Genomic DNA, 13,929 nt, shown 5'->3' with positions numbered 1-13,929 from the left:
ATCAGATCGTCCCCTGAGCATTCATGGCCTTGGCTACTTTCTCGAAGGCTCCGATATTTGCGGCGTTCAAGTAGTCCAGATCTGCCAGCCCGTGGGTTGCGATCGTTTCCAGACATTTTTCATGGATTGCTTTCATAATGGTCCGGAGTTCTTTTTCCAGGTCCTGTTTGCTCCAATACCGCCCCATTCGGTTTTGGGTCATTTCCAGGCCCGAAACGGCTACTCCACCAGCATTGGAAGCTTTTCCAGGCCCGTACAACACCTTGGATGCCTGCAGGTAGTCGATGGCCTTGGGCGTACAGGGCATATTGGCTCCTTCGGCCAGCAGGGTCAGCCCATTTTGCTGCAGCGTTTTGGCATCGTTTTCGTCCAGTTCGTTTTGGGTGGCACAGGGAAAAGCACAGTCCGCAGGAATGCTCCAGATGGTTTTTTTGCCTTTGGGTGTAAATTCCGCAGATTTGTAATTGTCAGCGAATACCGAAATGCTTTTTCGCTGTCCGGATTTAATCTTTTTCAGGAAGCGCAATTTGTCTTCCGTCATCCCCTCCGGATCGTGAATGAAGCCGGAGGAATCCGAAAACCCCACCACCTTAGCTCCTTCCTGAAGCAGTTTTTCGATGGCAATTTGCGAGACATTACCTGCGCCGGATACCAGACAAGTTTTGTTTTCCAAGGTAGCATCCACCTCAGTCAGCATGAAATGGGCGAAATGTACCAGCCCGTAGCCGGTGGCCTCGGGGCGGAGGACGGAGCCTCCCCAATCCTGTCCTTTTCCTGTTAAAACTCCCTGAAACTCGTTTCGGATTTTTTTGTAGGCACCGAACAGGTAGCCGATCTCTCGTTCCCCTACACCGATATCTCCTGCCGGTACATCGGTAAACTGACCGATGTGTCGGTAGGCTTCCATCATCCAGGCCTGGCAAAAGCGCATGACCTCTCCGTCGGATTTGCCCTTGGGATCAAAGTCTGCTCCTCCTTTTCCGGCGCCCAAGGGCAATCCGGTGAGTGCGTTTTTAAAAACCTGTTCAAAAGCGAGAAATTTTAGAATACTTTGGTTGACGCTTGGATGAAATCGCAGTCCCCCTTTGTACGGGCCCAATGCGCTGTTCATCTGTACCCGGTATCCGCGGTTGACCTGTACCTTTCCCTGATCGTCTGTCCAACAAACCCGAAAGGAAATGACGCGTTCGGGTTCACAGATGCGCTCGAAAAGCCTCGCCTCTACATAGTCTTTGTGACTTTTCAACACGGGGAGTATGCTTTCATGCACTTCTTTTACCGCTTGATGAAATTCGGGCTCGTTGGGATTTTTCTCACGAATGCTTTTCAACATTTGTTTCAATAGTGCCATTAAACATGGAGTTAGTTGATTGATACAATTTTTTTAGCGTCTGAAGGAGGGGTGCAGCCTTTAGCTGGCATTCTTTGTATTCTTGGGCAGCAATTGCGTCCAAAGTAATCGCGCTGCCCACACCAAAATAGTAGGAATTATCGGATCGATTGATAACGATGCTGCGGATGACCACGCAGAAATCAAAATTTCCCGAGGAATCAATGTATCCCAGAGCACCCGAAAACCAGGATCGCCGGAAGGATTCGTAGTCCTCGATCAATTCCATGGACCGGACTTTTGGGGCTCCCGTCATGCTTCCCATGGGGAAGGTTTTTGACACAATTTCCTCAAACGTTGTTCCTGGTCGAAGCCGGCAACTGACCGTGGAAATCATTTGGGTAATCCGTTGGAAAGAATAAATACCGAACAGTTCGTCCACGGAGACAGAGCCGGTTTCAGCGACGCGCGATAAGTCGTTTCGAACCAAATCTACGATCATGAGATTTTCGGCACGTTCCTTCTCACTTTCGGCAAGCGTTTTTTTCAACCGGGCGTCTTCTTCCGGACTGGCGCCTCTTTTTACGCTACCTTTGATCGGTTGAGAAAGCAAGCGGTTGCCCTCTTTCTTCAAAAATCTTTCCGGAGAAGCTGCACATAGGTACAGCTCTTCGGCTTTAAAAAGGGCACTAAACGGCATGGGAGACTGGGAACATAGTTCCAGATAGATCCGCTCCGGCTCGGCAATTGGTAGCTTCCCATGATAATCCGTACAGAAATTCAGCTCGTAGATATCCCCCTCCAGGATATGGTCTTGTATTTTGGTAAACAGGCGGGTGTAAGATTCCTCGTCATGGCGGGGGCAAATGGTGAGCCTTCCAGAGCCCTCAGCCGATTCGAGGGGAGTGGCTGCGATTGCCGCGGCGATCTGCTCGGGATTTTTGCCGGTAATTTTCACGCCTCCGGACGTGAAGCGTATGGTAAGTTCTGGACTGAAAAAGCAACTATCCGGACAGGCGATCCATGCCTTATTCTGACTGGTTAGCTGTTCGTAGTAATTTTTCTGGTCGTATCCGATTATGCCGATTTTTGGTTTGTCAGCCGGTAAACCGTCAAGGTTCGCTAACGAAACTGACCGATTTCCCGCATAGAACACCTGCTCAAATCCCCCCTGAGGGTAGGCGATGTCATTGGAATGGAAGTAGGCGTAAAACCGAAAATGCTTTCCTCCCCACACCAGCATCTGATGAATCCATGATGGACTGAGAGGTAAACTAAAGCTGGCGTCAATTTCGGGCATGGCTGCAAAATTAACAAAAGGAAACGAAAAAAGGGGACAATGCGTCCCCTTCTTCTATGGATACTATCAATGTATCTTAATTTGCTTTGATATCGAAATTCACGGAAACCGTATTGTATATAAATTGGTCCTTCGCTTTGTCTACTGCGGTAGCTTCGTCACCGTAGGAGAGACCCCAAGCAGTTCGGTCGATATTGAAACCCGCCGCAGCGGTAATTGTACCATTCTCCATGGAAACATTCGCGGGAAACTTGATATTTTTCGTCGTTCCACGCATGGTCAGGTTTCCGCTGATCCAATGGGTAGGCGAGTCAGGAGCAATTTCGGAAGCGCTCATCGGTGTATTTTCGGTTTCAAACTGCTCTTGATCTTCGATTACATCGCCGGAGGCATAAGGGCTGATTTCCGTAATAACAAACGTTGCTTTTGGGTGATTGGCCGCGTCGAAAAAGTCATCCGATTGAAGGTGGTTCCACAATTTTCCGTGGTTTTCACTACCTTCTTCCAGATCGTGTATTTCAAGCCCCGTGATGTCAAAGGAAAACTCACCGGCGGTAATCGCATCGCCTTCTACAGACAAGGTGCCATCTGTAACAGGGATCAAGCCAAAATGCTGGCCCGTAGGCTTGTAGCCTCTCCAGTTTACTTTACTGTTATCCACGTCCAGGCTCAAGGTTTGGCCGGTTGCAGCTGCCGCTTCCTGGGCTTCCGTGGTTTCAACGGTATCCGAACTTTTGCCGCAAGCAAAAGTTAACAGCGAGGCGGCTAGGATAAAACCTGATAATTTAATTGCTTTCATAAATAATACTGGTTTAATTAAGATTGGTTTTGTTGCTTTTAATGTATACACACTTAAACTGTGTTCCTGTAGAAAAGTTCAGCTTTCCCGACAATTAATTTCTTTATTGGCGATTTATTTGAAGTTTATGGTAATTTAATTCTGAAATACGATGGCATTAATAAAAAGTACAGAGGGTAAGACCCCGCAGTTTGGTTCCGAATGCTGGTTGGCAGATACTGCCACGGTCATAGGCGACGTGGTCATGGGTAGGCAGTGTACCGTTTGGTTCAATGCGGTGGTAAGAGGCGACGTACATTCGATTCGTATCGGTGACCGAACCAACGTCCAGGACGGGGCGATTATCCATTGTACCTACCAAAAATTTCCGGTCCAAATTGGTTCGGACGTCTCCATTGCTCACGGTGCGATCGTACATGGCTGCACCCTGGCGGACCGTGTATTGGTGGGCATGGGTGCAATCGTAATGGATGGCGCGCGGGTGGGAGAAGGAGCCGTGATTGCCGCCGGTGCAGTGGTTTTCAGAAGGTACGGTGGTAGAGGAAAACAGCATTTACGCCGGAACTCCCGCCAAAAAGGTAAAGGATACCGGTCCGGAAATGCGGGAAACCATCCGCAGGATTGCTTCCAATTATCCGAAATATGCCTCATGGTATAAGGAAGCGCCTTAGATTTCCTGCTCGGGTCGGAATCGCATGATTTCCGGGTACGGAAAGGCGTGGATGAATTCGCCTTTTTTCAGACGGTTTTGGATTTCTTTCCAGTATTCGGGGTCGAACAGTTTAGGGTTGGATTCGATGAAGTAGTCGCGTACATCCGCTCTCCCGATCATAAACCGCTTGAAATCCTCAGGAAAGACATCCTTTTCGCCGATATCGTACCAGGGCTCGGAGGAATAGATTTGCTCGTAGGTTTCTGCTTTGGGCTTTTGCCGGAACGTCATGCTGTCTAGAAATTCGATCTCGTCGTAATCGTAAAAGATGACACGGTTTTGCCGGGTGACACCAAAGTTTTTGGTCATCATGTCTCCGGGAAATATGTTGGCCTGGGCCATCTGCAGGATGGCTTCTGCGTAATCGTTCACTACGATCCGGGCCAGTTTTAAGCTACAGCTCTCCAGAAAAATGTTTAGGGGAGTCAGGCGTCGTTCGATGTACAAATGGCGAATGATCAAGTTGTCCCCTTCGATGCTTAGCAGGGAATTGACGGTATTTTTCAATTCGTCCATCAAGTCCGGATGCAGCCGGCTCAGGGGCAATTTGAAATTCTCGAATTCGTGGGTGTCTGCCATTCTTCCGACACGGTCATGGAGGCCTACGAGCTTGTATTTTTCCCGAACCTGCTGCCGGGTCATGTTTTTTGGAGGGTCGAAATGATCCTTTATTAATTTGAAAACAATGTTATAGGAGGGTAAGGTAAAGACGGTCATCACCATACCCGGTATGCCCGGTGCCAGGACAAATTCATCCTCGCTTTCTCGCAAATGCCGGGTAAAATCCCTGTAAAAGGAGGTTTTTCCGTGTTTATTGAAACCAATTGCGTTATAAAGTTCGTAGAGTTTTTTGTGTTGGATGACTGAATTAAGAAAAGCTACGGTTTGAGAGGGGATTTCCACGGGTGCCATAAAATAGGAACGGGTATAACTAAAAATTCCACTCATGATATTGGGGTCAAAAATCAAGGTGTCGGCAAAAACCCCATGGCGATTGTGTACAAACGGGATGATGAAAGGCATCCATTTTTTTTCCAAAAAAATCCTTCCGATTAGGTAGGCCGCTTTGTTTCGGTAAAAAACATTGCGTAATACCTGTGCTGTTGTCGCGTCGGTAATCCGGTACCGACTTAAAATTACCTGCTCTGCCTTCTGTACCAACAGCCGAATGTCTTCCTCTTTCTGAAAATAGTTGGTACCAAAATCAAAATCATCCAATATTTTCCGAAAAAGAAGCGAGAGGTCAACGCTGGCGCCATAGGTACGGTAAAGGTTCGGGTCCGGTTGTTCGGGGAATTCGGGAAAAGGGGATTCCACAAACATCAGCTGTTCGTCGACACGGTTTCCGGGGAAGGTCTTCCGAAAAACCGAGTTGAAAAAGGTAGCGGCCAGTTCTTTGTCGTCTTTGTTACCGATTTCTTCTAAATAAGTCGATTTTAGGAGCTTCCAGGCATTGTCGTCGGCAACCTCTAGCCCGAGGAGCTCCCGGCAATGCGCGACGATGTAGACCAGGTGGTCCTTGTACAGCCGTAGGCGCCGTTTGTGATTCTTCTGCAGCTGCTGCCAATCCCGCTTGATGAAGTTTGCCGGAATTTCCCGGGTGATTTGGTTAAAGTCGCTGATGTACCGTTCGTACCCGTTTCGAATGGTGGCAATGACCAGGCGTAAGGAATCTTTTTTCATGCGTTATTTCCGGAATGTGAGAGCGGAACTTTTCCGGACGGATAATAGGGCATTATTTTTAGCCGGCAAAGTTTTAGCCTTTGGATTTGTGGATTAATTCAGTAAATTTCGATGAGTTTATTCATTTTTATGTGAATACAACCCAATAGGTTTAATAGGTTTGATAAGTGGAAAAGGCCTGAATGGTATTCAGGCCTTTTTTCAGCTATAAAGCTTGTCGGTAGTAAACATGGAAGTAAGTGAGCTGGTACACGTGTTGGAGCGCGCCCTGAAGGCGCCTTTGCCCGGCAGGCTGGGGCAGCAGGAGATGGCGCCTTTGCCGTTGGATGAGGAGCGATTTGACTTCAGGCGAAAGCAGCAGGCCCGTAAGGGAGCCGTGTTGGTATTGATTTGTCCCTCTGCCTCCGGAATTCAAATCCCTTTCATCAAACGTGCAACATATAAAGGCGTACACAGTGGTCAGATAGCCCTTCCCGGCGGTAAAATGGACCCCTCAGACCGTGATCTGGGGCATACGGCCCTCCGGGAAACGGAGGAAGAAATAGGGGTGGATCGGCAGAAAATCCAGCTGCTTGGCGCACTCTCCGACTTGTATATTCCACCCAGTAATTTTTGCATTCGACCGTTTATCGGGTTTACGTCAGAGATTCCGCTGTTTAAACCGGATTCCAGGGAAGTAGAACGGTTGATTTGCACCAATTTTGATGTACTTGTGGACGAAGGGATCAAGAAAAAGAAGACTTTCCCCATTCCCTCGGGAGGAAAAATTTTGGCTCCGTATTTTGAGATTGATCGAGAGGTAGTTTGGGGGGCTACGGCGATGATCCTCAGTGAATTTTTACTAATGTGGAAAAACAGATGGAATGGATAATAATGCGTTGATTCAGGACGATGCGGTGGTTTTTGGCCTGATCATGGCCGTTCTTGGCCTGGTATTCTACACGTCGAGCAGTAAACACCCCTTTTTTAAGGTCCTCTACCGCTTTGTTCCCGTCGTATTGCTGTGTTATTTTCTTCCGGCCTTATTCAATACGTTTGGCTTGGTTTCCGGTGCGGACTCCAACTTATACTTTGTGGCTTCTCGCTATTTGTTGCCCACCTCGCTGGTGTTGCTCACCTTGAGCATTGATCTGAAAAGCATTTTACAATTGGGCCCGAAAGCCCTTGTCATGTTTTTGACCGGCACCTTTGGGATTATCCTGGGCGGTCCGGTGGCGTTATTTTTGGTTTCGCTACCCTTTCCGGAGGTACTGGGAGGTCTCGGTGCGGATGAAACCTGGAGAGGCTTGGCTACCATTGCCGGAAGTTGGATCGGGGGTAGTGCCAACCAAACCGCCATGCTGGAGGTATTTGGTGCCAGTCCGGCTCTATTCAGTCAAATGATCGCCGTGGACGTGATCGTGGCAAACCTATGGATGGCCTTTTTACTTTACTGGGCGGCTAAGCCCGAGTTGCCCGATCGCTTGCTAAAAGCAGATACGACTGCGATTTCTAATCTAAAAGAAAAGGTAGAGCAGTACCAAAAAAAGAATACCAAAATACCCCGGTTATCGGATACGATGAGCATCCTGGGTCTAGGATTCTTTGTCACGGGTTTATCGCATTTTTTTGCCGGTCAGCTGGCACCCTCTATCGGTGCTGCCTACCCCTGGCTCAAGCCTTATTCGTTGGACTCCCCGTTTTTCTGGTTGGTGATTCTGGCCACTACGGGCGGGTTGCTTTTGTCCTTCACGCGAATTAGGAAGCTCGAGGGGGTCGGAGCCTCTCGGATGGGCAGCGTACTGTTGTATGTATTGGTCGCCACCATCGGCTTGCAAATGGATTTACGGGCCGTATTGGACAACCCCCTCTTTTTCCTCATCGGTATTGCATGGATGGCCTTTCATATTTTCTTTATGCTTTTGGTCGCCTATTTGATTCGTGCCCCATTTTTTTACGTGGCGATTGGTTCACAGGCAAATGTGGGTGGTGCGGCCTCGGCGCCCATTGTTGCATCGGCCTTCCATCCGGCACTTGCTCCGGTGGGGGTACTGCTTGCGGTATTGGGCTACGCGGTGGGCACCTACGGGGCCTACCTTTGCGGGGTCCTTTTGCAGCTTACGTTTGGAAACTAATCCGGTAAATGAGATGAAAAAACGTAGAAAATTCATTTTTGTTTGTCAGGGTTCGGACTGCAAATCGAACAAAGCAAAACGTTTTGCCGAGGACATCGGAGCAATCCTTCATTCCGGCCCTCATCGGGGAAAGTTCAAATTGGTAAAAACCAAATGCATGGATTGCTGTAAGTCTGGTCCGGTAGCTGTTGTCGCCGACCAATTGATAAAAAAGGGAGATTTGAAGCACTTGGAGCAGGCCTTGGCGACCGAGTAACCGATTTGCTTTTTCCTGGTCTGCGATCAGCGGTGTTTTTCCAACACCCGTATATTAATAGGATAAATTTAGGATACAATTGATATTTGTTAGTAACTTATGGCATCGATCGTAATGCATTTGATTGCTAGGATTCATCTTCGGATTTCCCGATAGCCTTGAATGAAAACACCGATTTTTAAAATGGATAAAGGATTTGAACAAAATCTGTATCAACGTTTCAATAAGGAACGCTATTTATTTTTGGTATGCGACGAAAATCAATTGATTTTTTCTGACGGTGACTGGCCATCCATCAACGAAGAAAATGGAGGCTGGCAGGCTTATTTTGAGCCCTTCGGGGACCTTGGCCGCCAGATTCAGGAATATTTTGATGATCCTCTACGGAAGGATCTTGATTTGGACCTTGTCTTCGATCGTCAGCCGGCAGTAAACTTGAAGGTATCTGGAAAATACGTTCCGGGTAAAGGAAAATTGTGTACGGTTACTGGAAAGTACGAGCCCACTTCCGTGCTAAGTGCTGAAAATGATGCAGACATCCGGCAGGACGTTGCACTTCTCTTGCATCGAAAAGTGGAGTTTGAACGGATGATCAATTGGGTAACAACCCGTTTTTTAAATGCCGGAGATGATGAATGGGATCAGGTGTTTTTAAAAGCACTTTCCATGATTGCCCACGCTCAGGGGGCAGAACGGGCCAATTTTTTTCTGGTGTACGAAGAAATAAAGCTACTGGAATGTGTTTTTGAGTGGTGCAAAAATCCCGATGCCGCTTCTATTAGGAATATCAGTCAATCGATTTCTTTTGCTGGACAGAAAAGTTTTTTGCAAGGACTCGCTGAATCCCGGTTTCGCGCGGTGGCGGACTTGCAGCAGATAAAAGGCACGCATCCGTTTGAAACCCAGATTGCAGACCGGTTTGGAATTCGGGCCTTTATTTTGGTTCCCATTTTCGCCGAAAACAAGCTAATGGGCATGTACACGCTTAGCAGTGCGGCGGTGCAACCGAACTGGACCCAAGACCACGGTGACGAGTACATTCTGAAGCAATTGGGGGATGTTTTGGGAGCCGCCTTTATCAACCGCTCGACAAAATCCCGGCTCTTTCGAAACGAAAAGCTGTTGAGTTCCACCGAAATTCTCGCAAAATCGGGATCCTGGCGCTTCAATAATTCGGACCGAAAGATTTATTTTTCTAAGGGGATCAACCGAATTTTCGAAATGGATTCCGCTTCGGACGCCATGAGCATACGAAATTTTCTAAATCTGATTCGCCTCAAAGATAAGGATCAGGTCAAATCCATGGTCCAGAAAGCAATTACCCGGCGTAAGTCTGTCTCCGGGGAGTTTATATTTACCACGGAGAGCGGCAAGGAAAAGTACATTGCCTACGGCATACAGGTAAATCAGCTGAGTCCTCAAGGCAATCTGGAAGTTTTTGGTTATTGCAACGATATCACCGAAAAGAAAACAGTCGAGCGTAAACTCCTGTTTGAGTCGCAGATACTGGCACAGGTCAACGAACCGATCTATGTCACCGATCTCCAGCTCAACGTGATTTACATGAATCAGGCGGCCATTTTCGAAGGGGAACCCAAGCCCAGCGGTCAGGGAAAGATCAGTGATTTTTTTCAAATAACCAGCGCGCCGTCCAAGTCCTTTCCTGGCCTGATTCGCAAGGCAGAAGACATGGGTATTTGGTTGGAGGAAGTACAGATTCTGGACAATACCAGCAAGGTACAGCCTTACGAGGTTTCGGTAAAACCGATCAATAATATCGAAATCGAAAAAATCGGGTATTCGTTTTTGATTCGTAATCTTACCTCAAAAATTCAGCGGGAAGAGATGGCCAGGAAGGCCAAATTGATTGTCGAAAATAGTCCTGCGATTTTGTTCGAGGTGGCCCCCAGCCAGGGGTTCAAGCTTTCCTTTATCACCGAAAATATCAATCAGTTTGGCTACCGGGCCGAGCAGCTATTGCGACAATCTGCCAGTTTACCGGAAATCATCCACCCGGAAGACCTCTCAATTTTTGAGAAGGAATTGATTGCGCCCGAAAAGACCCAGTATAGTCGGGAGTACCGCTTGCTTTCTGCGGATGGTACGTACCGCTGGGTAGAGGATAAAATTCGTCCCGTTTTCAATCAACAAGGGAAGGTAGTACTGTACGAAGGACTCCTGCACGATGTAACCGAGCGTAAAAAGGATCGGCTGGAAATCGAGAAAATAAAAAACCGCTACCGGGTTCTCGCTTCCAACATCCCCCATACAAACGTTTTCCTCATTGACAAAAACCTGAAATACCTGGTGGCCGAGGGATCCAATTTCAAATATTGGGGGCTTGATAAAACCTATTTTGAGGGAAAAACCATCCAACAGGTGCATACCACCACACTGGAAGAAGTGGAGCCCATGTTCAAAGAGGCGTTCGAAAAACGAAATACCGTCAGCAAGGTCATCCCTTACATGAGCCGTTTTTACGAATTGACAGCCAAACCAATTTTCAACGGCGAGCAATTGGAATACTACCTGGGTATCGTTAGGGACATTTCGGAGGAATACAAAGCGAAAAAAGAGTTAAAAAAGAGCGAAATCAAATACCGAAATTTGGTGGAGGAATCTACCGAAATAATCTTTTCGATCACCGCTCAGATGGAGCTCAGCTACGTGTCTCCAAATATCAAGCAATTTTTAGGGTATGAAACGTACGAGTTTACCAGCGGAGATTTTACGGATTACCTGCATCCGGAAGACGCAAAGGTTTTTTTAGGTGGGAAGTCCAAGCCCATCACCTATTTTGAAGAAAATCCGGAATTCGAATTTCGCCTGCGGCACAAGCGGGGACACTACCGGGTGTTTAGCTCCAGTGGTAAAGTTATCAGAGACGAAAAAGGAGAAGTGCGCTACTATACCGGCATTGCCAGGGACATCACCAAACTCAAGGAAACCCAGAAAGAGCTGTACAAAGCCAAGGATAGAGCGGAGGCCGCGCTCAATGCAAAAAGTCAGTTTTTGTCGGTGATGAGCCACGAAATTCGCACGCCGATGAATGCGGTGATCGGTCTTTCGCACCTCCTGCTTGAAGACAATCCAAGGGAAGATCAGTTGGAAAATTTGAGAACCCTGCAGTTTTCAGCGGAAAACCTCTTGGGACTGATCAACGATATACTTGATTTTAATAAAATTGATTCGGGAAAATTGATTCTGGAAAAAGTACCCTTCGAACCCAAGAACCTGATCAACCGGATCATTCACTCGTACTCCTATCAGATTCGGGATAAATCTTTGGAGATTATTTACGAGCCGGACTTCGAACTGCCCAAATTGCTGATTGGCGATCCGGTCCGGATTGCGCAGATACTGAATAATCTGATCAGCAATGCTATCAAATTCACGGACAGAGGCTACATTAAAATCTCCTTGAAGCGAATCAAGCAGCGAGATAATTGGGTCACCATTCGCTTTACGGTGAAAGACACAGGAATCGGTATCGCCAAAAATAAAATCAAGAGCATTTTTGATGCCTTTACCCAGGCAAGCACTGACACCACAAGAAAATATGGTGGCACCGGCCTGGGCCTGGCGATTGTGAAAAAGCTTACCAAGCTTTTTGGGACCCAGATTCGCCTGGAATCAAAATTAGGAGAGGGCTCTACCTTCTGGTTTGATGTGGAATTCGAAATCCAGAACGAACATAAACAATTGGAAACCAAGGATCAGGTGGATTCCGGGGGAAAATTGGAGCAAAAGAAAATTCTGGTAGCAGAAGACAATCAGGTCAATCAAATTCTGCTGAAGAAGTACCTTTCCAAATGGGGGGTAGGTGAGATTTGTTTTGCCGCCAATGGAAAAATCGCGCTGGATCATTTTTTCAAAACCGATTTTGACCTGGTCTTGCTGGATTTGCAGATGCCGGAAATGGATGGTTTTGAGGTGGCAAAAATCATTCGGAAGTTGGATCTGCTTTCCAAAAGAAATGTCCCGATCATCGCTCTGACGGCTTCTTCGCTGCTCGAAGTTAAGGATCAACTTGAGGCATCGGGAATGGACGACTATATTTCAAAGCCCTTCACGCCGGAAAACCTGTATTCCAAAATCGTAAAATACCTCTGATTGAAACCAGGGGTAATGGGTGGGCGGTATGGTTTTTCAGCACATTTAATCCTACCTTTGCATCTTTCGTCCGTGCTATGAGAGGAATATTAGGTGCATTGCTTTGCTTCTTTTTTGTGTTTGGAAGTCTTCGCGCTCAGGGTAATCTCACAGAGCGCTCCACCCTTTATTTTCTGGTGGGAAGCTCCGGATCAACCGTCCGCGATTTTAACGAAATGCTCGCAGAAAAGGGTATTTCCCCGCTTCGAGGGGGGTACCGCACCTTCGGAATTGGTTATCAATACCGCCTTACGGACTTTATACTGGGTTTCGAACTGCTCCAAAACAACGGCTCCAACTCGTTTTTTCGGGAGTATCGACTGGACCATCGGACCACCCGTTTTTATCTGAATGTGGGGTATTCCCTTACGCAGGAGGGAAGATTTCAGTTGATTCATTACATGTCCCTGGGAGCGGGTTACCTGAATTTTCAGATGCTAAAGGACGAACGCCGGGTCGATGACCTGAATAGCTTTCTGGAACAGCCGGCACAGGGATTTTTGATACGGAAACACGACATTCAGCGGGGCAGCGGAAATTTGGGAGGCTTTCTGACCGAGATTGGTTTTCAGTTTGGGTACGATGTTCCGCTACCAGGCCTGGAGGAAAACCTGGGCCTGATGGGAAAATTCGGCTATTCTTTTTCCCCGTTTGCCGGCGCCTGGAACCTCAATGGAATTACCTTTGATAACCTGCAAAGCGGGGCCTTTCTTCGTCTGGGAGCGGCCCTTTCCATGCCCGATCAAAATCTTTTTTTTCCGGATGCGGGGATTGGGGTACATTTTTTTTACGGAAGGAATTTCCGAAGCCCGGATCGCTTGAATGCCTATTTGGCGGAAAACGGATGGAGACCCCTGGAGGAGGCTCCGTATAACTTGGGTATTAAAATCATGGGCGAAAACAGGAGCCGCATGTACGGAGTGGACGTATTTAATTTGGGTACCTCTGGCATGGCCGGTCCTACACATCGGCATACCCTGAATAGTGTGCGGGTGTATGGAAACTACGGCTATCAATTGTTTAAGCGACGGAACCTGGAGCTGGGGGTAACCGCGGGCTTGGGCTATGGAAACCTTCGTTACAGCCTGGAGCACACCGCCAAACCCGATTTTCCCCTACTTTTTGAGGAGCCGGATTTTGACGGCTACCTGCGAAGCAGTGGGCTCATGAGTAAGTCAGAAGTGGTGGTTTCCTATGCGCTACCCGTATTTAATAATACGTTTCGCCTGGTATATTCTGCGCATGCGGGGTACGAAGTGCCCTTGAGCCGGTATCGATTGGGTGAGCAGGCCATGGCAAATTACTTATCCGGTCCGTATGTGCAACTGGGTTTTGGCTTGCGCCCCTAGCAGATCGGCTAGCGAACCGCTTGGTTCGGCATTCAAGGGCAAAGATTTTTGGAAAAAAGGGGTTTTTTTTCCTGAATTCCTATTACTTTTGGCATTGCTTATCGAGAAAGACGGAGGGTAGGGCCCGATGATGTCTTAGCAACCTGATGTGACAAGGTGCTAATTCCCGTTCCGGATATGCCGGATAAAGATGAGCCGATCAAGTTAGAGAATTCCTTCTAGTTTTAGCCCGGT

The 13,929-nt window shown here is 47.7% G+C and carries 9 protein-coding genes, 1 pseudogene and 1 riboswitch; of the genes and pseudogenes, 6 read left to right on the top strand and 4 right to left on the bottom strand.

The genetic code is table 11. The features are described from left to right. Position 1: 1 nt before the first annotated feature. From gdhA to ABWH99_RS17250, 3 genes are all read right to left on the bottom strand, one after another. Positions 2–1,351 (bottom strand): NADP-specific glutamate dehydrogenase, encoded by a 1,350-nt coding sequence (gene gdhA / locus ABWH99_RS17260; RefSeq protein WP_375583072.1) that lies wholly within the window; start codon positions 1,349–1,351, stop codon positions 2–4. After that, the gene (locus tag ABWH99_RS17255) at positions 1,314–2,630 is read right to left on the bottom strand and encodes an anthranilate synthase component I family protein (protein ID WP_375583071.1); all 1,317 of its coding nucleotides are present in this window, start codon (positions 2,628–2,630) and stop codon (positions 1,314–1,316) included. Before ABWH99_RS17255 ends, gdhA begins: the two co-directional genes overlap by 38 nt. Before the next feature lie 76 nt (positions 2,631–2,706). Continuing rightward, positions 2,707–3,429: a YceI family protein gene (locus ABWH99_RS17250; protein ID WP_375583070.1), complete on the bottom strand. Its 723-nt coding sequence runs from the start codon at positions 3,427–3,429 to the stop codon at positions 2,707–2,709. A 151-nt stretch (positions 3,430–3,580) separates the two neighbouring features. Here ABWH99_RS17250 and ABWH99_RS17245 point away from each other — a divergent pair. Further along, a pseudogene (locus tag ABWH99_RS17245) lies at positions 3,581–4,100 on the top strand (gamma carbonic anhydrase family protein). Here the strand turns inward: ABWH99_RS17245 and aceK are convergent. After that, positions 4,097–5,824 (bottom strand): bifunctional isocitrate dehydrogenase kinase/phosphatase, encoded by a 1,728-nt coding sequence (gene aceK / locus ABWH99_RS17240; RefSeq protein WP_375583069.1) that lies wholly within the window; start codon positions 5,822–5,824, stop codon positions 4,097–4,099. The pseudogene ABWH99_RS17245 and the gene aceK overlap by 4 nt on opposite strands. Positions 5,825–6,053: 229 nt before the next feature. Here aceK and ABWH99_RS17235 point away from each other — a divergent pair, with 229 nt between their 5' ends. The 5 genes from ABWH99_RS17235 (at position 6,054) to ABWH99_RS17215 (ending at position 13,695) form a co-directional block, all read left to right on the top strand. Then, positions 6,054–6,695 carry an NUDIX hydrolase gene (locus ABWH99_RS17235; RefSeq protein ID WP_375583068.1) on the top strand — a complete coding sequence of 214 codons (642 nt, stop codon included), beginning with the start codon at positions 6,054–6,056 and terminating at the stop codon, positions 6,693–6,695. Further along, positions 6,688–7,938 carry a DUF819 domain-containing protein gene (locus ABWH99_RS17230; protein ID WP_375583067.1) on the top strand — a complete coding sequence of 417 codons (1,251 nt, stop codon included), beginning with the start codon at positions 6,688–6,690 and terminating at the stop codon, positions 7,936–7,938. The genes ABWH99_RS17235 and ABWH99_RS17230 overlap by 8 nt, the downstream gene beginning before the upstream one ends. Positions 7,939–7,951: 13 nt before the next feature. After that, on the top strand, positions 7,952–8,194 hold the full coding sequence (locus ABWH99_RS17225) for a (2Fe-2S) ferredoxin domain-containing protein (RefSeq protein WP_375583066.1): 243 nt from the start codon (positions 7,952–7,954) through the stop codon (positions 8,192–8,194). 183 nt (positions 8,195–8,377) lie between these two features. Continuing rightward, positions 8,378–12,307, top strand: a complete 3,930-nt coding sequence (locus tag ABWH99_RS17220; protein ID WP_375583065.1) for a PAS domain S-box protein — start codon at positions 8,378–8,380, stop codon at positions 12,305–12,307. Between the two features lie 77 nt (positions 12,308–12,384). After that, the gene (locus ABWH99_RS17215; protein WP_375583064.1) at positions 12,385–13,695 is read left to right on the top strand and encodes a hypothetical protein; all 1,311 of its coding nucleotides are present in this window, start codon (positions 12,385–12,387) and stop codon (positions 13,693–13,695) included. Between the two features lie 95 nt (positions 13,696–13,790). Beyond that, positions 13,791–13,892: riboswitch (SAM riboswitch) on the top strand. The last annotated feature ends 37 nt before the right edge of the window (positions 13,893–13,929 follow it).

This window comes from Cyclobacterium xiamenense (assembly GCF_042140265.1).
Lineage (GTDB): Bacteria > Bacteroidota > Bacteroidia > Cytophagales > Cyclobacteriaceae > Cyclobacterium > Cyclobacterium xiamenense_A.
The sequence above is the reverse complement of the archived record's forward strand: the minus strand, read 5'-3'. Positions and strand labels throughout refer to the sequence as shown.